The organism is Enterococcus salsurae (assembly GCF_054784955.1).
In genome coordinates this window covers 303,760-324,678 of the sequence record NZ_BAAHWY010000001.1, presented here as the reverse complement: position 1 = coordinate 324,678, position 20,919 = coordinate 303,760, and the positions used below count along the sequence as shown (strand labels likewise).

The window sequence follows — 20,919 nt, the reverse complement described above, 5'->3', positions numbered from 1 at the left end:
CATCTAGCGATCATCGGTACTATTAAAGTGAAAGGATGAAGGCATGTCGTCTTCATCAAGAAAATAAAGAACGAGCAGGAGGGTTTATGAAAACAGTCAAAAATGTATGTATCGTCATAGGGTTATTTCTATTAAGTCAAATCAGTATGACCACGTTTGGTCTGGTGAAGCTTCATTATTTAGAGGTAGGTGAAAACTATATCCCAAGTTTGGTATCCTATGGACTAATCGCCTTAATCCTCATCAATATCGGGCTGACTATGTGGCTAGCAAAAAAATTACGACTCGCCAGTTTTACATTCGATTGGTCTACCAAAAGGAACTGGGGATGGATCATTGGGGCGTTTGTCATTGGAAGAATCATCGCCATCGTCGGTACGCTCTTTTTGCAAGCAAATACCGGACAGCAGACGACCGCCAACGATGCGCTGTTAAATAATATATTCTCAGGCGAGAACCCGCTATTGATTTTTTTGTTGCTCGCCGCTGCTGCACCAGTGATGGAAGAAATCGTGTTTCGTGGGGGAATCATTGGCTTGGTGTTTAAGAACTATCAAATTGCAGGGATTATTGTAAGTATTAGTCTATTTGGATTGGCCCACACTGCTACTAGTTGGATCGAGTTTGTTATCTATGCATTGATTGGGTTGCTGATGGCACTCGTTTATGTGAAAACGAAGCGATTAGAAGCGGCCATTGCAGTCCATTTTCTGAACAATGTCATTGGTGCGATCGCGATGATGTTTTTGTAAAGGATATGGGTCATCGTTCTAAACAATGCAGATTCTTTACCAAAAAAATAACCATCGCGGTCTAAAGGCGACGGTTTTTTTTGTCATTTTTTGCTGCTAAAGTAGTTTATTTGATCGTGAAAAAAGAAAGCTCGTTTCCTTTTTCCTTTATTTTACAAAAATTCACGATGTTCTATAAGTTTTTCTTCAAATCGGACCCTAGCCGTAGGTACTTGCCAAATACCTATTGTACAATAGAGGATAGTTACCAACGGTTGATAGTTATGCGACCGTATCCTAAATTCGATCCACATGGAGGAACTTATGAAAAAACAAACACGTAAACCCATCGCGATAATCGCCACGCTCTTGGTATCAAGCCAAGTTTTACTTACGATCCCGACCGTATTCGCTGAAGAAACGTCTACGACAGAGAGTATCATACCGATTTCTGGAACAGTAGATACCACAAATTCAGAATCGACAACCGCGTCATCGGATAGCAGCGAACGCTTGCAAGTCAATGCGGTGGCTATTGGAAATGCTTTAACGAAAGACCAAGAAGACTACACGTTAGATAAACTAGGCATCCAAGGAGAAACGCCTATTTATACGACTTCTGGTACGGATTTGATGAAGTATATCCCTGATGGCGGGTTTACTTCCGATTGGGCTGTCTACAGCTCGGTGCGCATGCAGACATTAGACGAAGGGGCCGGCATCACAGTAGACATCGCCACTCCGGACAATATCACTAAGATCACTGCTGCGCAGTATCAAAATGCCGCATTGACTGCCGGCATCACTGATGCGAAACTAACAGTTGCTTCAGCTGTACCGATCGATGGTTCAGGTGCCTTGGCAGGCGTCTATAAGATCGTTGAAGAATCCGGCGGAGTCATCAACCAAGACCGTGTAGCTGTGGCACAAGATGAAATGGATGTTTTGTCAACGATCACAGAAGAGAATAAAGACAAAGATGGCTATTCAGATGATGCCTTGAATGCTGCACAAGAGCAAGCAAAAGCCGATTTGGCTGCGCAGACTGCAGATGGTACGGATTTGACACAGTCTGATATCCAAGAAACAGTCGAAAAAGCCTTGAAAGATAATGGATTAGAGGGCATCGTGACAAACAGTCAGATTGCTGAATTAACGTCATTGATGAGCGATATGAAAGACAACAATATCTTTGAAGATTTTGTCAATGAGTTGGATCTATCTGAAGCGCGAAAACAAATTGAAGAGACATCCAAAGGGTTATGGGAAAATATCAAAAGTTTCTTTAGCGGCTTATGGTCTTCGATCACAGGGGTCTTTGGCGGCGATGACACCGATACAACTTCTGATACGACTACGAGCGAGTCAACGAGTACGATAGAATAGTCTGTTCAGACAAATCACATACATCATCAAGGGTTTTCAGAGGAAAGGGAGTGGAACAATGCACGTTTTAGGCAATATCATTTGGTTTATCTTTGGCGGCTTAGTTGGTGCCATTTCCTGGTTTTTGGCAGGCTGTCTGTGGTGCATCACGATCATAGGAATCCCCATCGGATTACAATGTTTTAAATTTGCCAGCTTGTCATTGGCTCCTTTTGGCAAAGATATTGCTTATCGTGGTGGTGGTGTTTCTTTGATTCTGAATATTATTTGGTTGATTGTATCAGGATTACCGATTGCATTTGGTCATCTGATCAGCGCCTTATTGCTGACAATCACAGTTGTTGGTATTCCTTTTGCGGCGCAATCACTAAAGATGGCTCGGTTGGCCTTGATGCCTTTTGGTGCAGAGATCGTGTCGAATCGTTGGAAATAATGAAAGCAGTCGATTTGCCGAGAGTTGGTGTTTGTTCACCAATTTCTTGGCTTTTTTTTATTTGTGACCAAACAGAAAAAAAGATGATGTCGCTTTCTTCTTATTTTTCTTTGGTAAAAGGACTGGATCACAAAATAATCATAGATAAACTTCGTCTGCTATTGTCTAAAATGGACTTTATAAGGTATTGTTATGAAAATTCAGAAAATTCTGAAATACAAATTTGAGTTTTATTCGAGGGGGGAACGATATGTCCGCATTTTTTCAATGGCAATTGGTTTGGGAGTATTTTCCAAAGATTTTAAGTGCCTTGCCGGTCACGCTGATGATCGTAGGCGTAGCGACAATCGCAGGCTTGCTTTTAGGGATTTTGCTTGCATTTATTCGTGTCGAGAAAGTGCCATTTCTCAGTCAACTGGCGGCAATCTTCGTTTCATTTATTCGAGGCACACCGATATTGGTCCAGCTTTATGTGGTGTATTATGGTGTACCCGCCTTATTACAAATGATACATATCGATGTTTCTTCATGGAACAAAATCATTTTCATCTATATCACCTACGGATTAAATACTGCTGCCTTTCAGTCTGAAACTTTCCGGGCTGCGATTCTAAGTGTACCGGTCACACAGAAGGAAGCGAGTATTGCTTGCGGATTGACGAAAACACAAATGTATCGACAAGTGATTTTACCGCAAGTTGTCCGTGTCGCATTACCTGCATTTGGTACAACTACGATTGCACTGCTGCAAGACACATCGCTGGCTTTTACCATTGGGGTCGTGGATGTTGTCGGCAAAGCGCGAGCGATAGGCGCAGTGACCTTCCATACGCTTGAAGGCTATGTCGGTGCGGCGATCTTGTTTATTACCTTAAGCTTCCTCTTAGAACGTGTTTTCACCGGTCTGGAACGTCGGATGAGTTTTTCGAAAACAAAACAACAAACAGCAAAAGTACCACTGATATCATGGACCAAAAAACAACAAAAAATCAAAACAACATAGGAAAATTTTGGGTAGAGGGAAAGGGAGGAATTCAAATGAAAAGAACGATTTTAGGTGCAAGTACATTGGTGACACTTTTGGTTTTAGGGGCTTGCGGAAGCAGTTCTGCCGACACTGCAAGCAGTGGTGCAAGTGATGCAACAGAAATCAAGGTGGGTACGGGGAATGAAGCGTTGCCCTATGCCTATTTAGACGAAAATGGTGAATATGATGGCTATGATGTCGCCGTCGTTAAAGCAATCGACGACAAATTAACTGATTATACCTTTACCTTTGAAGGGGCGGATTTCCCAACGACGTTATCAAATTTAGAAAGCAATAAAGTCCAGATGGCTGCCTATGAATATGAAGTCAATGATGAACGGAAAGAAAAATTCGTCTATGGGGATGTAGGCTATGTGGTCTGGGATACGTATATCGTCTCTGATCCAGATGCCGGTACGGTCTACGATAGCTTCGAAGATCTAGCAGGAAAAAAAGTCTATGTGACGACTGCTACCAACCAAGCAGCAATGGCTGAGGCTTATCTGGCAGAAAATCCCGATGCTTTTGAATTGGTTTATGGGGAATACAACAATGAGCAAATCGTACAAGCAGTCACTTCAGGTGCGGTCGATGCAACGTTAGCACCAGAATATCAAGTCGATAATTGGAACAATTCATTTAGTGAAAATCTAGAGATCGGCAGCGAACCAGTCCACAACTCAAATGCCTACTTATTGTTCAACAAAGAAACGGACCAAGACTTTATTGATGCGGTCAATACAGCGTTAGAGGAATTGAAAGCAGATGGAACGATCAAAGAATTATCAGAAAAATATCTAGATGGGGATTACGTCCCAGAATAGGGAGGAATGGCGATGAGTTTTCAATTGTCTATTATGATCGAAGCGCTGAAAACAGCAAGTCATTATATTGGTACGACGCTTTTTATGGCGTTGACTGCACTCGTCATTGGCGCGGTGGTTGGGTTGATCATCGCCTTGATTCGTCTGTATAGGATCAAGATCCTCGCACCAGTGCTGCAAGTGATGGTCACGGTCTTAAAAGGGGTCCCAGTGGTTTTAGTGATTTTAGCGTTATATCTTATTTCTGCCAAACAGTTTGATATTTGGGCGGAGTCGATGCATTGGACTTTGCGATTTAAAGATTTCAATATGGTTTGGATAGCGATCGCCGCCTTGAGTTTAATGTCTGCTATCAATAGCAGCGAGATTTTCAGGGGCGCATTTGCGGCAGTAAAAAAAGGGCAGTTCGATGCAGCCAAATCGATCGGCATGACGAACGTTCAAGTGATCCGTCGTGTGCTGCTCCCGCAAGCCTGGCCGATTTCATTACCCATGTTCAGTAATTTGCTGATCTCGTTGGTTAAAGCGTCGGCCTTAGCTTCCATGGTCAGTGTCGTCGATGTTTTTGCGGCAGCTAAGATTACGGCCCAGCAGAATTATCGTTTTTTAGAAGCGTATGTGGCTGTTGCGATCATTTATTGGCTGATTAGTTTGGTCATCGAAAAAGGGGCACAATTACTGGAAAATCGGATGTTGCGCAAACTAAGGAGGGCCGCATTATGATGAAAGTAACAGATATCCATAAGCGATTCGGCAAACAAGAAGTGTTAAAAGGGATTGATCTTGATGTCGCTAAAGGCGAAGTAGTCGTCTTATTGGGGCCTTCCGGTTCGGGAAAAACGACCTTCTTGCGTTGTCTCAATTTTTTGGAACGAGCAGATCAAGGTGTGATTCAATTGGGAGAAACCACCACCACATTGCACAAAGCAAGTAAAAAAGAAATATTGACCCATCAACGGCAAACAGCGATGGTTTTCCAAAATTATGCCTTGTTTCAAAATAAAACAGCCAAAGAAAATATCATGATGCCATTGATCGTGACCAAAAAACAAAGCAAAGAAGCTGCCCTGCGAACAGCAGAGGCTTTGTTGGATCAAGTCGGCTTGTCTGAACGACAAGATTTTTATCCTAGCCAACTGTCAGGTGGTCAACAGCAGCGTATCGGGATCGCCCGTGCGTTGGCGTTGAATCCTAAGGTCATCTTGTTTGATGAACCTACCTCGGCATTGGACCCGGAACTAGTGGGACAGACATTGGCGCTGCTCAGAGAAATTGCGGAAGCCGGTGCGACCATGGTATTGGTGACCCATGAAATGAAATTCGCGTATGAAGTAGCAGACAAAGTCGTTTTCATGGAGAATGGACATATTGTTGAACAAGGCACACCGCAACAAGTATTCGAGGAAACCAAAGAAGAACGAACCAAAGCCTTTTTAGCCCGCTTTACCACGCAGCTGGCTGGCTAACAACTATGCAGGGAGGAAATAGAATGGCCTATCAATTCGCACAACGTATCATGACATTAGAAGCATCTCCATTAAGAGAGAATGCCAAAAAAAATATGGAGTCTGCAGCAGCTATTTCCTTTGCTTACGGATTTCCACCGACAGAAGCATTTCCAATGGCTACATTGAAAGAGATCTCGCAAAAATTATATAACGAAGCGGACCCAGAGTCTTTCTTGCAGTATGGGGCATCAGAAGGGTATCCGCGCTTACGGACCTTGATCAAAGAACGTTTGCGTCAATTGTCAAATATCGATAACGAAGAGGAGGTGCTGGTGGTGTCGGGCTCGACCCAAGCCATGGATTTGGCGGTCAAAGTCTTTTGTAATGAAGGCGATGTGGTGTTATGCGAGGAGCAAACATTTTCCGGTGCGGTGAATGCCATCAAAGGATATGGGGCGATCCCAGTGCCGGTACCGATGGATCTTGCAGCAGAATCAATGGATCTTGACGCTTTAGAAACAATCCTCAAAACAGACGCAAGAGTGAAAATGCTGTATCTGATCCCCACTTTCCAAAACCCTTTAGGCACATCAATGCCATTGGAAAAACGTAAAGCCATTTATGCATTGGCGTGTCAATATGATGTGCTGATTTTTGAAGACGATCCTTACGGTGAGTTGTTGTATGAAGGTACACCGATCCCTAAGATGAAAACATTAGATACCGAAGGACGAATCATTTATGCGGGATCTTTTTCAAAAATTTTGGCACCTAGCAGCCGGATTGGTTTTATGATGGCTGCTGGTCCTGCAATGGAAAAATTGATTTTGGCCAAGCAATCCGCCGATTCCCACACCAATTTTTATTGGCAAGTGGTATTGGCCGAATATATGGATCATCATGATTTCGAAGGTCATGTGGCCCAATTGACCTTGTTGTATCAGGAGAAATATGCCCGCATGCTGCAAGCATTACAGGCACTGCCAACGGATAAGCTTACCTTTATCAAACCAACAGGCGGCTATTTTATCACCTGTTTCCTATCGACTGAGGTGGACGCAGAGCGGTTCTATGATTATCTGGATGAGGCGAAAGTTGCGGTTATTCCAGGCAATATCATGAGTGTTGCGGGAAAAGGCTACGAGCATTCATTTCGGCTGAATTTTACGAAGCCGACATTGGCACAGATCGATCAAGGGATTGCTTTATTAGGTGATGCGTTGGAATACGCTATGCCGCCAGCATATGAAGGGGTCATTTAGGAGGTGTTGCCGATGAAATTGATTTATTACGGGGTAAGTGAAGAAGAAATTGCTTATATCGAACGGTGGCAATTTATCCACAAAACACCAGTGACGATCGTAATGGAGGGCTTGTCTTGGGAGAATATCCATTTGGCAGCAGGGCACGACGGCATCTGTTTGTATCCTAGTCTGGCTATGCAGCAAGATGAGTCCCTGTACCAACGCTTGCATATTTTAGGGATGAAGCAGTTATCGATCAAATCAACGGGGGTCGACGGTGTTCGCTTTGACTGGGCGCAAAAGCATCAGTTGACGGTTACCAATGTCCCTTCTTATAGCCCAACATCGGTGGGCCATTACACTGTGATGTCGATCTTGATGGCTTTACGCAATATTCCAGCAATGATCAAAGGAAAACTTGATCGACGGTCTGTGATTGGTCGGGAGCTACAAGACGTAACAGTCGGTTTGTTAGGCACTGGTCGAATCGGTGCTGTAGTCGCAGAAGCGATTTATCATATGGGGGGACATGTGATTGCCACTAGTAGGAGTGAAAATCCTCGGTTGAAGGGGATTGTCGAATATGTGTCATTTGAGACCTTGATTGCTGCATCGGACGTCTTGTCGATCCATATCCCGCTGACAAAAGCATCAGAAGGACTATTTTCGGCATCTGTTTTTGCACAGATGAAGCCTGGTAGTTGTCTGGTCAATACGGCACGTGGCGGAATCGTTGATACGGATGCGTTGATTGCCGCACTCGCGCAAGGGCGTTTGTCTGGTGTTGTATTAGACGCTATCGCCAATGAAGAACGGTATTTTTCAGTTGGGTGGGATCAAAATCCTTATTATCAACAGCTGAATCAACTGCCAAATGTGCTTTTGACCCCGCATATTGCGTATTATACCCAATTGGCTGTACAAGAAATTGCAGAAACAGCTTTGAACAATGCAAGAGATATTTTGCTAGAAGGACAATCTGCCAATACGATCGCGCTTTGAGCGATAGAAAAGAAAGGGTGGGAGTATGCTGCAAGCAGAAATCAAAGGATTGAAGAAGTCTTTCGATAAACAAGTCATCTTAAAAAATGTTGGCTTACAAATTGAACGTGGGGAAGTTGTGTGCATCATTGGTCCTAGCGGCTCTGGAAAAACGACCTTTTTGCGTTGCTTGAATTTGTTGGAGCAGCCTGACGCGGGGAGTTATTCTATCGGTGACTTCCAGTATGATCTCGCACATATTGGCAAAACCCAACGATTGGAGATCGCCCGCAAAACAGCGATGGTCTTTCAATCCTATGAGCTGTTCAGCCACATGAATGTGTTGCAAAATGTGGCGGAAGGACTACGCACACCACGGCGCTTCCCAAAAAAACTGGCAGAAAAAGCAGCGCTATCTGCTTTAGAAAAAGTGGGTTTGGCAGATAAAGCCATGATGTATCCTAGTCAACTGTCTGGTGGACAGCAACAACGTGTAGGTATCGCCAGAGCGATGGCTTTGACGCCAGAATTATTACTGTTTGATGAACCAACTTCAGCGCTCGATCCAGAACTTGTCGGTGATGTTCTAAATGTCATGAAGCAACTGGCTGATAGTGGGCAAACGATGATCATCGTGACGCATGAAATGCAATTTGCACAAGAAGTCGCGGATAAAGTGATATTCATGGCGGATGGTGTGGTGGTAGAAGCGGGAACACCAGAAGAAATTTTTGAGGACCCGCAAGAAGAACGTACACAGCAATTTTTGACACAAGTACGTTTTCAATTAGCTGTATAGAAGCGAGGCACAATATGGAAAAGGTGAACAGCTCTAGTCGGCTTTGGTCGAAAGATTTTTATTTAGTGATGGTGGTCACAGCACTAGCAATGACAGCCATCACGACCCAAATGGGGACCTTGCCGTTATATGTTGCTTCTTTAGGTGGTTCTAAAGCAGTATCCGGCGCCATTGTAGGTGTCTTAGGGCTATCTGCTTTGTTTTGCCGTTTGCCAATCGGTGTGGCATTGGATCGATATGGACGCAAAGTCTTGCTTTGTATGGGCTTAGCCATCCTGTTGATTGATTTTAGTTTATTGAATCTGCTGCAGGGGCTATTGATGCTTTTTTGTCTGCGCATCTTGCAAGGGGTGGGCAATAGTTTGCAAGCGACAGCAGCGGCGACGATGGCAGTTGATACGATTCCTGAAGGCAAATTAGCAGTCGGATTGGGGTATTTTAGTATCGCTCAGGCTGTGCCGAGTGCCATCGGCCCGTTGATAGGACTTGCTGTTGTAGAAAATTATGGATTTCCTGCACTTTTTCGGATGGCTGTCTTGTTGAGCGGAACGGCTTTTTTATTGAGTTTGTTTTTGAAAGAACAGCCCTTTTCACGGGAGAATAGGCACTCTGGCGAAGAGAAATCATCGTTACGAGAACTGCTTCGCATCAAAGCGGTTGTGTTTCCTAGCGGTATCCTTTTTTTGATATGCTTTGCCAATTCTGGCGTGGTAGCGTTTATTGCGCAATATGCCCTTGAACGTGAGATTATCGGCGCAGGCTATTATTTTACGGTCATGTCGATCATGACGGTCACAACACGGGTCGTATTTCCACGTTTGCTCGCCAAAATCCATACGGCTACACTGATTTATGGCAGTTTATTATTGATTTTGGTTTCTTTTTGTCTGTTGCCATTTACAACACAGCTCAGCGGCTTGCTTCTGGCCGCGAGTTGTTATGGTGTCGGTTATGCCGGCTTATTGCCTGTGATGAATACGATTGTATTAGAATCGGTGTCTGAGGCGCAGCGAGGGCAAGGGACAGCGGTATTTTCAGCAGCCCTAGATGTAGCTTATGGAGGTGGGGCTTTTTTGTGGGGAATCATCGCCAGTCTTTTTGGCTTTGACATGATGTTTTTTGGGTGTGCTCTGTTTGCTTGTGGGGCGATGATTGCTTATCGCTATTTCCAATTATCTCAGCGTTGATGTTAGGAAATTTAACATAGGATGTAATCTGTAACTTGCGCTTCTGTTGTTTTCTCGATAAACTGAGAAAATAATGAGAACGGGGGATGATTATGGATAACTTAGACCGCAAGATACTGAACATCATGCAGCAAAATGCCCGAGTCACTGTCAAACAGATCGCAGAGCAATGCTTTATTTCGTCGCCATCTGTTTCTGTGCGGGTACAAAACCTTGAAACCCTTGGTTATATCCGTTCTTATCAGGCACTGATCGACTACCAAAAACTTGGTTATCTGATCAAAGCGTATGTCCATTGCGCAGTGAATGCCAAAGATAAAGAAGCCTTCTACGACTATATCGCAGACATCCCAAATGTGATCGAGTGTGACTGTATCACTGGAGATTATTCTATGCTCTTAAAGGTTTATTTTAGTGATACAGTCGTCTTGGATCGGTTTATCACAGATTTGCAATTTTATGGAGATACCAAAACCCACATTGTATTTTCAACGAATGTCGGACCACGAGGCTTGCAAGTGCCAGTCGATGACCAGTGATCCCTGCATATAAAAAAGCGTGCCTGTCTACGTGAGATAAGCGCGCTTTTTGGGTTTTCAGAATTGATATCCTCGAGAGGGAACTGGCGTCGAGAAAACGATTTGGGTGTTGGTTCGACCGAATTTTTGCAAGTCATTGATAAAGCTGTCCAATGATTTGGTAGAAGGGAAAACGACTTTGATTAGCATCGAATAAGGGCCTGTGACACAATCACATTCCAGCACATTGGGGATCGCCTGTATGAAAGGATAGAAACTTGCTTTTTGCTGTGGTTCGATCGACAGGTGGATAAATGCTTTGATAGGCAAGCCGGCTTGTTCATAGTCAATCGTCGCTTGATAATACAACAATTGCCCGGTTTCTTCTAAATGTTTTATTCGTTGGGAAACAGCAGGTGCAGTGATGAATAACGCTTCACTTAACTTTTTGATCGATAACCGACCATTTTGCTGCAACAGATTCAACAACTTCTTATCTAGTTCATCCAAATACTTTCCTCTTTTCTGTTTTTGTACTGTTTCTCTTTGTTTTTCAAAGTGAAAGGAATCAATTTCAAGGATTAACAAAGAGATGGCTGAAAAGGCTCGTGTCTTTTTCTCTTATGTGATATTTTATCACATATAATACAAAAAGGGGCGTTTAAATCATGATGAGGATCGAATCAGATACAATTGGCAGTCTACCTATATACGAGGGGGCTTATTATGGCATTCATAGTTATCGCGCAAAAGAAAATTTTGCTTTCACTGATCAAAAAGTTGATCTGACAATGATCAAACAAGTAGCACGTATCAAAGCCGCAGCTGCGCTAGCCAATCAACAATCTGGCACGCTATCCAAAGAAAAAGCACAAATCATTGTGACTGCCGCGGAAGAAATCATCATGGGCAAGTGGGATGAAGAATTTATTGTTGATACATTTCAGGGGGGAGCAGGAACATCCACCAACATGAATGTGAATGAAGTGATCGCCAATCGCGGGTTAGAATTGATGGGGCATAAGAAAGGGGAATATCAATATCTTCATCCTTTAGACGATGTCAATCAAAGCCAATCCACCAATGATGTCTATCCTAGTGCTGGGAAACTGGCTTTGCTTATATATATTGAACAATTGGATGAAGCACTGGTACAGTTGATTGACAGATGGCATATGAAAGCGAAAGAATTTCAGCATGTGGCAAAAATGGGCCGAACCCAACTGCAAGAGGCGGTGCCAATGACAGTAGGTGAAAGTTTCGCTGCATATGCCCACAGTTTGACGCGCTGCCGTGAACGGCTGCACCACTTATCGGCAGAACTATTGACCTTAAATATGGGGGGGACAGCCATTGGGACAGGTCTTAATGCGTCCTATCGCTATCAAGAATACCTCTATCAAGAATTGAACCGACGTTTTCCAAGACCTTTACGGCCAGCGAATGACCTTATTGATAGTACACAGCATACCGACAGTTTCGCCTCGATTTCAGGTGGATTAAAAACGATTGCTATCACATTGAACAAAAGCGCCAATGATCTGCGGCTCTTAGCCAGCGGTCCGCGAACTGGTTTTCATGAACTCAACTTGCCAGCAAGACAAGCAGGCTCATCGATCATGCCGGGCAAAGTCAATCCAGTCATTCCAGAAGTTATTAGTCAAATTGCCTTTCAAGTGATTGGAAATGACGGTGCCATCACCTTTGCGGCAGCTTCTGGAGAATTGGAATTGAATGCTTTTGAGCCGGTGATGTTCCATAATTTATTTGAATCATGTCAACTGTTGACCAAAGCGTGTCAAATTTTTGCTGATAAATGTGTGGCGGGGATTACCGTGAATGAAACAGCGTGTGCGGAAGCCGTGGCTAGCAGTACGGGGAGCGTCACAGCCCTTGCACCACAAATCGGGTATGAAAAAGCTAGTGCACTTGTCAAAGAAGCTTTAGCAAAAAATTGTTCCATCGACGAACTGTTGGTGCAAGAATCAATCCTGCAAACAGGGACCTATCAGTAAGGAACAGTCGGATCCTCTATCTATTCAAAAGTATAAAAAAACTTATCCGCAGCAAAGACCGCTGTCTGTTCACAGACAAATGGGCTTGCTGCGGATAAGTTTTTTTCGGTTATGCTAGAGGGAAGACTATGCTGTAAAATGATCAACTCTCTTTGATTTTTGAAATCGAGCGACGAATCTTCTTGATCGATTGTTGTGCAGCATCCCGATTGATGAACATTAAAATCACATATAGTGCATCCATGATGCTGAGTTGCGAGATCCGTGAAGCCAGTGCTTCTGAACGAAATTCGGTTTCTTCGGAAATAGAGATAAAAACCACGTCACCTAGTTTAGCCAAAGGTGAGCCAGCATGACTAGTGAGAACGATGATTTTTGCGCCAGCTTCTTTGGCGATTTGCGCCATTTCGATCGTTTCACGAGATTTCCCCGTATGGGAGATAAAAATCGCACAGTCATCAGGAGTCAGCAAAGAAGCTTCCATCAGTTGAATATGGAAATCCGTACTATGGTATACCGCAATAGGTGAACGCAAGAATTTATGATAGGCATCTGTAGCAACGATTTCAGAACCGCCCACGCCAAAAAAATAGACCCGCTTAGCGTTATCGATCATAGAGACCGCTTGATTAAGATTCTCCTCCGTCAATAAATTACGGGTATCCGTCAGTGTGGACATATTGGAGTCAAATACTTTTTGCGCCATTGTCAATTCATTGTCAGATTGTTGGATGTTCTCATGGAAAGAAATAGCAGATAAATCGTTTTCTTGCATCAGCATGGACATCTTAAAATCTTTGAAGCCATTGTAGCCCAATTTTTTTGTGAATTGAAAAAATGTCGAATCCGCAATCCCTAAGGTGTTAGAAAGATCACTGATTGAGCTATGGCTGACTTTACTAGGATTCTCCAAAATATAATCGGCGATTTTTTGTTCTTTCAAACTAAAATCTTTATAATGTGTTTTAATTTGCAAACGGATAGATAACGTCAAAATAGAACCTCCTTTCAAGGAATGAGATAGATTATGCTTAATTTATCATAAAGACATGGAATTTCATATCAAAAAGCTAACAAAAATATTTTTTCTTTTTTGTGTTTACAAAAAAATATTTTTTTGTATAATGGAGATATAAGAAATGGAGGCGCTGACATGGAGATTGGCATTATCGGCCTAGGTAAAATGGGCTTGAATCTTGCATTGAATTTAAAAGACAGTCAGTATCGTGTGATCGGTATGGATATTTCACAGCAGGCCCAGCTTGCAGCAAAAAAGGAAGGGATCGAAACGGTTGCATCTGTGGCTGCTTTGGCAACGGATTTTACAGGCAAGCGTATTTTTTGGCTCATGTTGCCAGCAGGGGAGCCTACTGAGCATGTACTGATAGCGCTGCAACAGCTGGCAGAACCCGGTGACATCATTATCGAAGGTGGGAACACCAATTATAAGGATTCGATCCGTCGGGCTGCAACTTTCAAGGAAAATGCGGTGACATATTTTGATTGTGGGACATCCGGAGGAATCTCTGGTGCCCGCCATGAGGCCTGCTTGATGATTGGCGGCGATGAAGCGGCGTTTCGCAGGATCGAACCGTTATTCAAAGTTATATCAACCGAAAATGGCTATTTGTATGCAGGACCTTCAGGCAGCGGACATTTTCTAAAAATGGTTCACAATGGCATCGAATATGGCATGATGCAAGCCATTGGCGAAGGCTTTCAATTGATTGAACGAAGTGATTATAACTTTGATTTGGCTGCAGTGGCAAAGGTGTGGAATCATGGTTCTGTCATACGTAGTTGGTTGATGGAAATCGCAGAAGCACAATTCTCAAATAGTCCGCGTTTGGCAGAATATCGAGGAATCGTGGCTGCTTCAGGAGAAGCCCAATGGACTGTCGAAACAGCTCTTGAAATGAATGTGGCTGTCCCAACGATTGCCTTGAGTTTGTTTTTGAGAAATCTGTCGCAAGAAGAAGACAACTTTTCTGGAAAAGTGGTTGCTGCGTTGCGTAATGGATTCGGCGGGCATGAGATGGTGGTGAAGGAATAAGGGGGAATCCTATGAAACAATTTAAGATCGCTGTAGTAAATTCCAGCAGTTTCGGTAAAATTTTTCCACAACCTAGTTTTTTGAGCACAAAGATGAACTACTATTCATTACGCGCCATGGTGTGAATTATAACAATTTGGATTTAGAGGCTGCAAAATATGCTAAGATTCCAGCATTTTTAATTGAAGACGATTTGACCGATCTACCGGTCAAAAACTCCGGGAAACATCTTTTGCTCAAATATCCCAAAGTTCAGGACGCGAAAGATGCGGAAACAAAGATTTTTTCTGATTTGAATGAGGTAAGAGATTGGTTCATTAATCACAATTTATGAAAATCACAGTGCCTTGCTATATATGTGAGGTACTGTTTTTTGTGACTGCTAATTTTTTGGCACTGAAAAAAGTGCATTGTGTTTTAAGCGATAGGCTTTTGGTGTTAGAGACGTCAATAGTTTGAAATTTCGATTAAATGTTCGAACATTTTGAAATCCCGCTTCTTCCGCCACTTCTGTGATAGGCAATAGACTATGAGTAAGCAAGAAGGAAGCATGACGAATCCTTGCTTGGTTTAGGAGACGAGGAAATGAGCTTTTCAGTTTATCCGTGATCAACCTTGATACATAGACGCTACTGTACCCAACGTGACTACTTAATATTTCAAGATTCAGCTCTTCTTTGAAGTGTGATTCGATATAGATAAGGAGCTGAACCAGTATATCATCTTGATTTTTAACTGGAAGTAAGGTTGTTTGGTGTTCAAAAAGGTATAGCAGATGATATAGCGCAGATTTTCGGAAATAAAGAGAATCTGTTTCGAATAAAGGATAATAAAGCTGTTTAGCGACAGATGGATCGATGGTGATGACTGGATCAGACAAACTGAAGTCTCTCGTTTTTGCATAAAAATCAGGTATATATTCCGGCGAGAAAACAAGAATATGCAGCTGCGATTCTCTAGGTGTTTCAATAGCATGGGTCTGGTATGGCATGACCAATAATACTTGGCCAGCAGTGAGGACATACGGACTTTTTTCTATTTTGACAACCGCATCGCCATCACTACAAAAAAGTAGCTCAAAGGAGCGATGGAAATGCTCCATGTAGTTTAGAGAATAGGGATGATAACTTGAAACGCCAAGATATTCGCCAAAATGGTATTCTTCTATAATGGTCACTTTCTTTTTCTCCTTTTTTTTGTCTGTCGATGTGCGGAAATTGTCCTGTAAATGACAGCGATTTCATTTTATAATTATGACAGTTCAGCTGGAAAAAGTAAATAGAGCAATGATTATGGTTTTTTTATAAAGGTATATCGCAGTGAGTTTTTTTTTAGCTAAGTATATTAGTAAATAAAACTTACTAACCTTAGTGATTAACTATTCTGATGGTCAGTTGAAGCATAAATTCACAAAAAGAGGAGGAGTTTATTTGATTATCAATCCAATACTGGCAGGCTTTCATCCAGATCCGAGTATATGTCGTGCAGGGGAAGATTATTACATTGCTACATCGACCTTTGAGTGGTTTCCAGGAGTACGTATTTTCCATTCGAAAGATTTGAAGAATTGGCGCTTGATTAGTACGCCACTCAATCGTAGCAGTCAATTGAATATGTTGGGAAATCGAGATTCTGGTGGTGTTTGGGCACCAAACCTAAGTTACAGTGATGGACGCTTTTGGCTAATTTTCTCAGATGTGAAAACGCAATCCAACAGTTGGAAAGATGTAAATAATTATTTGGTCACATGTGAAACAATAGATGGAGAGTGGTCGGAACCAATCTATATGAATTCCTCTGGTTTCGATCCATCTTTGTTCCATGACGAAGATGGTAAAAAATATTTTCTGAATATGGTTTGGGATTATCGTCCCGAGAATCACTCCTTTTATGGAATAGCCCTTCAGGAGTTTGACTGGAAAGCTAAGAGGTTAGTAGGGCAACCAAAGATTATTTTTAAAGGAACCGATCGAAAACTGACAGAAGCACCAGTTATGTATAAAGTAAACGGCTATTATTATTTGCTGACGGCAGAAGGAGGGACGAAATTTGAACATGCTAGTACGATTGCTCGTTCTAAACAGATCAATGGACAGTACGAGGTCCATCCGCAAAATCCGCTAATCAGTTCATGGGCCCATCCAGAAATTCAATTGCAAAAAGCCGGCCATGGTTCGTTTGTTCAAACCCAAACTGATGAATGGTACTTTGTACATCTAACTGGTCGAGCATTAAAGTATCCGGAAACACCACTGATAGAAAATCGCGGTTATTGTCCTCTTGGGAGAGAAACAGCAATCCAGTCTGTTTATTGGGAAAAAGATTGGCCGTATATCACAGGAGGAAACTATCCAAAAAATGAGGTTCCTCAGCCGCAACTAACCGAACATCCATGGGAAATTGAAACAGGATTTGATGATTTTGAAGATGAATCGTTGGCACCGATATTTCAAACATTGAGGATTCCTTTTTCTGAGGAAATCGGTAGTTTGTCCGCACGACCAGGATATTTGCGATTATATGGGCGAGAATCTTTCAACTCATTATTCCACCAAGCAATGGTGGCAAGAAGATGGACCGATTTCCACTTTGAAGCAACGATAGCAGTCGAATTTTCACCTGAATCTTTCATGCAGTTGGCAGGGTTGACGAATTACTACAATACACAAAATTGGTCGGCTATTTACATTACCCATGATGAATATAAAGGAAAAATCATCACCTTATTGGCCAGCGAAAAAGGTGAATTGAAGAGGAAAGTAGACACAAAAATTGAGATACCTCTAAATGTTCAGACAGTTTATTTCAAAACAATCGTTAACTATAGTCAATATCAATATGCTTATTCATTTAATCAAAAAGAGTGGCTAGTGATTGATCAGCTATTTGACAGTTTGGTTTTATCTGATGATTATGTGTCAGAGCATTATGGAGGTTTCTTTACGGGTGCTTTTGTGGGAATGTTTACGATCGATACCACCGGTAATCGTTTGGTGGCTGATTTTGATTCATTTGACTATCAAAAAATCGAGGAGGAAGAAAGATGAATAATTGGAAACGGGTGATACAAACAGCGTCATTGATCGGCGTAGGCGCTCTTTTACTTACTGGCTGCGGAAATGGTTCAGGAAATAATGCGTCAAATAACGGCGCATCTGGGAGCAGTGGAAAGGATGAACTCGTTGTTTGGACGTTTACCTCGGAATTATCAACTATGATCAATGATTATTATTTGCCGGCGCATGACGATTTAGCCTATGACATTCGTATTGTGGAGATTCCTTCTGACCAATTCGAGACCAAACTAGATCCGATTCTAGGCGCTAAAGATGCACCTGATGTGATTGCTTTAGAATCAGCCTTTGTCAAAAAATATGTGGAATCAGGCATGATGGCAGACCTTGGCTCACTTGGACTTGATGAAGCTGCGACAGACACGTATCAATATGTCAAAGATGTAGGAACTTCAAAAGACGGAGTTCTTCATGCATTGGCTTGGCAAGCTGCTCCTGGTGGTTTTTATTACCGGGCATCGATGGCAGAAGAGCTTTTAGGGATCGATGATCCAACGGCTGCACAAACGACCTTGTCAGATTATGATAAGTTCTACAATGAAGCAAAAGAAATCAAAGAAAAAAGTGGTGGAACGACCTATATGATTTCTAGTGTCCAAGATTTGGCAAAACCTTTTTATGGTCAGCGAGAACATGGATGGGTTGAAGACGGCAAATTAGTTATCGACAACAGTCTATATGACTTGTTGGATGTATCACGAAAATTTGTTGAAGAAGGGCTGACACAAGATACAGAAGGACAGTCAGAAGCTTGGTTCGCTGGCATGAATGGCGACAATGTATTCGGTTATAGTTTGCCGACATGGGGACTACATTATTGGTTAAAACCAAATGCGACAGCTGCCGATAACTCTAGCACAACGGAGGGTGACTGGCGCATGATTCAAGGACCATCATCTTGGTTCTGGGGCGGTACGTGGATCGGTGCCACAGCAAATTCTGAGATGCAGGAAGAAGCGGCGCAATTGGTGGCTTATCTGACGACAGATCAAGAATTTTTAAAACAATGGGCAGAAGATACCGGTGACTTTGTATCGAATGAGCAAGTCGTTGAAGAGATTAAAAGTGAATACGAAGAGGAATTTTTAGGTGGCCAAAATCACTATGCAGAATTTGCAGATATGGTACAAGATATCAATGCGAAAATTCTGACAGAGTATGACCAAACGATTGAAACACTCTTTACGGATAGTTGTTTGACGCCATACTCAAAAGGAGAAATTGATCAACAAACGGCAATCCAAAACTTTAAAGATGCAGTCGCCAACGCATATCCAGATATTCAAATAGATTAGGCGTTCCTGCTGAAACCGGCACCGAATAAGAGTCGGTTTCAGCTTCTTCTCGGCATTATGTCGCTATTTGAAGAGCTTAACTTTATAGACATGATCTAGCTGTGGAGGAGAAAAATTATACAGGGGGATTATGATGCAGAATAAGAGAAAATTTGAACAATATCATCGCTATGGGCTACTATTTATCGCACCATTTTTTCTAGCATTCTTGGTTTTTCAACTTTATCCAATTCTCTATACGATTTATCTGAGTTTTACGGATCTTAAAGGGTGGAATCCAACTGCCAATCTCGTGGGACTAGATAATTATTTTTCTATTTTCCGCAATCCGTTATTTTTAAAATCGATCAACAACACTTTTATTTTGTGGGGCGTAAACTTTCTCCCTCAAATTGGCTTAGCTCTTTTGCTAGCGGCATGGTTTACCAACATCAAGCTGCACTTAAGAGGGAAAGGCTTTTTCAAAGTTGTTTTTTATTTGCCCAATATTATTACCGCTGCTTCAGTAGCAATCTTATTTTTCGTTTTGTTCAGCTTTCCATTAGGACCAATCAACCTTGTTTTACAGCACTTTGGTGTTTTGGACCAACCTTACGACTTTTTTCGCAGTGAAACGGGAACTAGACTAATTGTTTCTTTTATCCAATTTTGGATGTGGTATGGCCAGACAACGATTGTTTTGGTTTCTGGAATCTTGAGTATTGATGATGCTCTTTTTGAATCAGCAATGGTCGATGGAGCTAATGATAGCCAAATTTTCCGCAAGATCACGCTGCCTTTGTTGAAACCAATCTTGCTCTATACATTGGTAACTTCCTTGATTGGTGGCTTACAAATGTTTGACATTCCATTTTTGCTGACAAACGGCAATCCTAACAATAGTGTCTTAACGATCACGATGTTTATCTACAACCAAGCATTTACTGGCAGTCGAAATTTCAATGTTGCTGCAACGGCCTCGGTGCTATTATTGGTGCTTTCAATCATATTAAGTACACTATTGTTTCAGTTTTTCAAAGAAAACAGCAAAGTGGGGAGAAAATAAATGGAAAACAGCTATCGAGCAAAGCGATTATTGATTTATGTCTTTCTAGTGTTACTGACCATTCTAAGTATTTTGCCTTTTTGGGTTGTCTTGGTCAATGCGACTCGTTCAGCTGAACAGATCCAGCAAGGGTTGTCCTTATGGCCGGGAAGTAATCTACAATACAACTGGTCCGTATTAATGGGCAGAGGGTTCAATATCTTCAATGGGTTTAAAAATAGTTTCTTAATTGCAGCTGGAGCTACCGTTCTCAATGTTTATTTTTCTGCATTGACGGCTTATGGTGTGATTGCTTATGAATTTCGTGGGAAAAAAATATTGTTCGCAGTCATTCTAGGATTGATTATGATTCCTCAGCAGATTAGCATGATCGGTTTCTATCAATTTATGAATCGCCTAGGACTTTTGAATAACTTTCTTCCATTGGTTTTACCCGCGATTGCTTCGCCAGCTACAGTATTTTTCTTAAAACAATACTTAGAAACAATTTATCATCCTGATTTAGCAGATTCTGCACGTCTGGATGGTGCTGGTGAAATCAAAATATTCCATCAAATCATGCTACCTTTGATGAAGCCAGGTTTAGCTACTATGGCAATATTTTCTTTTGTAACGTCTTGGAATAATTTTTTGATGCCATTGATTTTGATAAATGACACAGAAAAATATACGTTGCCAATGTTGGTTCAATTATTGAAAACCGATGTATATCGCACAGAATTTGGTAGTATGTATCTAGGGATCTCGTTAAGTATTATTCCTTTACTGTTGATTTATCTGTTTCTATCGAAATACATTGTTGGTGGTGTGACTGCTGGAGGAATCAAAGGATGATAAGAATTTTTTTGCAGAAAATAAA

21 protein-coding genes and 1 pseudogene are annotated in these 20,919 nt (G+C 42.1%); 19 read left to right on the top strand and 3 right to left on the bottom strand.

Features of this window, described 5'->3' with window-relative positions; translation table 11 throughout:
* Positions 1–86 precede the first annotated feature (86 nt).
* The 12 genes from ACYVRS_RS01640 to ACYVRS_RS01585 all read left to right on the top strand — a co-directional run bounded on the left by ACYVRS_RS01640 (position 87) and on the right by ACYVRS_RS01585 (position 10,599).
* On the top strand, positions 87–752 hold the full coding sequence (locus tag ACYVRS_RS01640; protein WP_461202291.1) for a CPBP family intramembrane glutamic endopeptidase: 666 nt from the start codon (positions 87–89) through the stop codon (positions 750–752).
* A 303-nt stretch (positions 753–1,055) separates the two neighbouring features.
* Positions 1,056–2,117: a DUF1002 domain-containing protein gene (locus tag ACYVRS_RS01635; RefSeq protein WP_054114522.1), complete on the top strand. Its 1,062-nt coding sequence runs from the start codon at positions 1,056–1,058 to the stop codon at positions 2,115–2,117.
* Between the two features lie 58 nt (positions 2,118–2,175).
* Positions 2,176–2,550, top strand: a complete 375-nt coding sequence (locus tag ACYVRS_RS01630; RefSeq protein WP_313539111.1) for a YccF domain-containing protein — start codon at positions 2,176–2,178, stop codon at positions 2,548–2,550.
* A 250-nt stretch (positions 2,551–2,800) separates the two neighbouring features.
* A complete protein-coding gene (locus ACYVRS_RS01625) occupies positions 2,801–3,553 on the top strand; it encodes an amino acid ABC transporter permease (RefSeq protein WP_313539108.1) in 753 nt (250 codons plus the stop codon).
* Between the two features lie 35 nt (positions 3,554–3,588).
* A complete protein-coding gene (locus ACYVRS_RS01620; RefSeq protein ID WP_461198070.1) occupies positions 3,589–4,401 on the top strand; it encodes a transporter substrate-binding domain-containing protein in 813 nt (270 codons plus the stop codon).
* A gap of 12 nt (positions 4,402–4,413) precedes the next feature.
* On the top strand, positions 4,414–5,124 hold the full coding sequence (locus ACYVRS_RS01615; RefSeq protein WP_054114518.1) for an amino acid ABC transporter permease: 711 nt from the start codon (positions 4,414–4,416) through the stop codon (positions 5,122–5,124).
* Positions 5,121–5,867 (top strand): amino acid ABC transporter ATP-binding protein, encoded by a 747-nt coding sequence (locus ACYVRS_RS01610; RefSeq protein WP_054114517.1) that lies wholly within the window; start codon positions 5,121–5,123, stop codon positions 5,865–5,867. The genes ACYVRS_RS01615 and ACYVRS_RS01610 overlap by 4 nt, the downstream gene beginning before the upstream one ends.
* Positions 5,868–5,890: 23 nt before the next feature.
* Positions 5,891–7,111 carry an aminotransferase-like domain-containing protein gene (locus ACYVRS_RS01605; protein WP_312499411.1) on the top strand — a complete coding sequence of 407 codons (1,221 nt, stop codon included), beginning with the start codon at positions 5,891–5,893 and terminating at the stop codon, positions 7,109–7,111.
* A 12-nt stretch (positions 7,112–7,123) separates the two neighbouring features.
* The gene (locus ACYVRS_RS01600; protein ID WP_461202288.1) at positions 7,124–8,095 is read left to right on the top strand and encodes an NAD(P)-dependent oxidoreductase; all 972 of its coding nucleotides are present in this window, start codon (positions 7,124–7,126) and stop codon (positions 8,093–8,095) included.
* A 25-nt stretch (positions 8,096–8,120) separates the two neighbouring features.
* Entirely contained in the window at positions 8,121–8,873 is a 753-nt protein-coding gene (locus tag ACYVRS_RS01595; RefSeq protein ID WP_021150487.1) for an amino acid ABC transporter ATP-binding protein, read from the top strand.
* Between the two features lie 14 nt (positions 8,874–8,887).
* On the top strand, positions 8,888–10,060 hold the full coding sequence (locus tag ACYVRS_RS01590; RefSeq protein ID WP_461198072.1) for an MFS transporter: 1,173 nt from the start codon (positions 8,888–8,890) through the stop codon (positions 10,058–10,060).
* A gap of 92 nt (positions 10,061–10,152) precedes the next feature.
* Positions 10,153–10,599, top strand: coding sequence for an Lrp/AsnC family transcriptional regulator (locus ACYVRS_RS01585; RefSeq protein ID WP_313539100.1), 447 nt, complete (start codon positions 10,153–10,155; stop codon positions 10,597–10,599).
* A 57-nt stretch (positions 10,600–10,656) separates the two neighbouring features.
* Here the strand turns inward: ACYVRS_RS01585 and ACYVRS_RS01580 are convergent, their stop codons facing one another.
* Entirely contained in the window at positions 10,657–11,088 is a 432-nt protein-coding gene (locus tag ACYVRS_RS01580) for an Lrp/AsnC family transcriptional regulator (RefSeq protein ID WP_054114513.1), read from the bottom strand.
* A gap of 158 nt (positions 11,089–11,246) precedes the next feature.
* On the opposite strand from ACYVRS_RS01580, the gene ACYVRS_RS01575 reads away from it, so the two are divergent.
* Complete coding sequence (locus tag ACYVRS_RS01575) at positions 11,247–12,593, top strand: aspartate ammonia-lyase (RefSeq protein ID WP_461198073.1); 1,347 nt, start codon at positions 11,247–11,249, stop codon at positions 12,591–12,593.
* A 142-nt stretch (positions 12,594–12,735) separates the two neighbouring features.
* Here ACYVRS_RS01575 and ACYVRS_RS01570 read toward each other — a convergent pair whose 3' ends face one another.
* Complete coding sequence (locus ACYVRS_RS01570; RefSeq protein WP_461202285.1) at positions 12,736–13,587, bottom strand: MurR/RpiR family transcriptional regulator; 852 nt, start codon at positions 13,585–13,587, stop codon at positions 12,736–12,738.
* Between the two features lie 159 nt (positions 13,588–13,746).
* Here ACYVRS_RS01570 and gnd point away from each other — a divergent pair, with 159 nt between their 5' ends.
* Positions 13,747–14,646, top strand: a complete 900-nt coding sequence (gene gnd / locus ACYVRS_RS01565) for a phosphogluconate dehydrogenase (NAD(+)-dependent, decarboxylating) (RefSeq protein ID WP_461202283.1) — start codon at positions 13,747–13,749, stop codon at positions 14,644–14,646.
* Positions 14,647–14,657: 11 nt separating this feature from the next.
* Positions 14,658–14,803: pseudogene (locus tag ACYVRS_RS01560) on the top strand (D-isomer specific 2-hydroxyacid dehydrogenase family protein); the annotation flags it as partial.
* A gap of 225 nt (positions 14,804–15,028) precedes the next feature.
* On the opposite strand, the gene ACYVRS_RS01555 reads toward ACYVRS_RS01560, so the two are convergent.
* Positions 15,029–15,823, bottom strand: coding sequence for a helix-turn-helix transcriptional regulator (locus ACYVRS_RS01555; RefSeq protein WP_461202281.1), 795 nt, complete (start codon positions 15,821–15,823; stop codon positions 15,029–15,031).
* 253 nt (positions 15,824–16,076) lie between these two features.
* On the opposite strand from ACYVRS_RS01555, the gene ACYVRS_RS01550 reads away from it, so the two are divergent.
* From ACYVRS_RS01550 to ACYVRS_RS01535, 4 genes are all read left to right on the top strand, one after another.
* Positions 16,077–17,693, top strand: coding sequence for a glycoside hydrolase family 43 protein (locus ACYVRS_RS01550; protein WP_461202279.1), 1,617 nt, complete (start codon positions 16,077–16,079; stop codon positions 17,691–17,693).
* Positions 17,690–19,015: an ABC transporter substrate-binding protein gene (locus ACYVRS_RS01545; RefSeq protein ID WP_461202277.1), complete on the top strand. Its 1,326-nt coding sequence runs from the start codon at positions 17,690–17,692 to the stop codon at positions 19,013–19,015. Before ACYVRS_RS01550 ends, ACYVRS_RS01545 begins: the two co-directional genes overlap by 4 nt.
* Positions 19,016–19,148: 133 nt before the next feature.
* A complete protein-coding gene (locus ACYVRS_RS01540) occupies positions 19,149–20,060 on the top strand; it encodes a carbohydrate ABC transporter permease (protein WP_054114497.1) in 912 nt (303 codons plus the stop codon).
* Complete coding sequence (locus ACYVRS_RS01535) at positions 20,061–20,894, top strand: carbohydrate ABC transporter permease (RefSeq protein ID WP_312541729.1); 834 nt, start codon at positions 20,061–20,063, stop codon at positions 20,892–20,894.
* The last annotated feature ends 25 nt before the right edge of the window (positions 20,895–20,919 follow it).

Bases quoted from the DNA above. Each gene is read 5' to 3' on its own strand.
- ACYVRS_RS01640 (WP_461202291.1), top strand. From the start codon at position 87: ATGAAAACAGTCAAAAATGTATGTATCGTCATAGGGTTATTTCTATTA.
- ACYVRS_RS01635 (WP_054114522.1), top strand. From the start codon at position 1,056: ATGAAAAAACAAACACGTAAACCCATCGCGATAATCGCCACGCTCTTG.
- ACYVRS_RS01630 (WP_313539111.1), top strand. From the start codon at position 2,176: ATGCACGTTTTAGGCAATATCATTTGGTTTATCTTTGGCGGCTTAGTT.
- ACYVRS_RS01625 (WP_313539108.1), top strand. From the start codon at position 2,801: ATGTCCGCATTTTTTCAATGGCAATTGGTTTGGGAGTATTTTCCAAAG.
- ACYVRS_RS01620 (WP_461198070.1), top strand. From the start codon at position 3,589: ATGAAAAGAACGATTTTAGGTGCAAGTACATTGGTGACACTTTTGGTT.
- ACYVRS_RS01615 (WP_054114518.1), top strand. From the start codon at position 4,414: ATGAGTTTTCAATTGTCTATTATGATCGAAGCGCTGAAAACAGCAAGT.
- ACYVRS_RS01610 (WP_054114517.1), top strand. From the start codon at position 5,121: ATGATGAAAGTAACAGATATCCATAAGCGATTCGGCAAACAAGAAGTG.
- ACYVRS_RS01605 (WP_312499411.1), top strand. From the start codon at position 5,891: ATGGCCTATCAATTCGCACAACGTATCATGACATTAGAAGCATCTCCA.
- ACYVRS_RS01600 (WP_461202288.1), top strand. From the start codon at position 7,124: ATGAAATTGATTTATTACGGGGTAAGTGAAGAAGAAATTGCTTATATC.
- ACYVRS_RS01595 (WP_021150487.1), top strand. From the start codon at position 8,121: ATGCTGCAAGCAGAAATCAAAGGATTGAAGAAGTCTTTCGATAAACAA.
- ACYVRS_RS01590 (WP_461198072.1), top strand. From the start codon at position 8,888: ATGGAAAAGGTGAACAGCTCTAGTCGGCTTTGGTCGAAAGATTTTTAT.
- ACYVRS_RS01585 (WP_313539100.1), top strand. From the start codon at position 10,153: ATGGATAACTTAGACCGCAAGATACTGAACATCATGCAGCAAAATGCC.
- ACYVRS_RS01575 (WP_461198073.1), top strand. From the start codon at position 11,247: ATGATGAGGATCGAATCAGATACAATTGGCAGTCTACCTATATACGAG.
- gnd (WP_461202283.1), top strand. From the start codon at position 13,747: ATGGAGATTGGCATTATCGGCCTAGGTAAAATGGGCTTGAATCTTGCA.
- ACYVRS_RS01545 (WP_461202277.1), top strand. From the start codon at position 17,690: ATGAATAATTGGAAACGGGTGATACAAACAGCGTCATTGATCGGCGTA.
- ACYVRS_RS01540 (WP_054114497.1), top strand. From the start codon at position 19,149: ATGCAGAATAAGAGAAAATTTGAACAATATCATCGCTATGGGCTACTA.
- ACYVRS_RS01535 (WP_312541729.1), top strand. From the start codon at position 20,061: ATGGAAAACAGCTATCGAGCAAAGCGATTATTGATTTATGTCTTTCTA.